This window comes from Ulvibacter sp. 2210JD10-4 (assembly GCF_058148525.1).
The window spans coordinates 1-231 of sequence record NZ_JBYVJZ010000130.1 but is presented as its reverse complement, the minus strand read 5'-3'; the positions used below and the strand labels follow the sequence as shown (position 1 = coordinate 231).

At 34.2% G+C, this 231-nt stretch carries 1 protein-coding gene; it reads left to right on the top strand.

Features of this window, described 5'->3' with window-relative positions; genetic code table 11:
* A partial coding sequence (locus tag ACY2RT_RS15755) for a hypothetical protein (RefSeq protein ID WP_490156845.1) occupies positions 1 to 208 on the top strand: 208 nt, incomplete at its 5' end.
* Positions 209 to 231: the final 23 nt, after the last annotated feature.

The window sequence follows — 231 nt, the reverse complement described above, 5'->3', positions numbered from 1 at the left end:
TTACGGACTGACTTCAGCGATGAATACCTTGAAAAAATTAAATCGACTGATATATCCTAACTTTTACGTATACTCTTGTGGCAAACCACAAGAAAAAAGCCCACTCGAAAGTGGGCTTTACATTTATATCAATCTAACAACATATGGTTCTTTATTTCTTCAGAAATTTGTTAGAACCTATAACAGTAGTACCATCCATAAGACTTAGCTGATAAACACCAGAGCTAAATG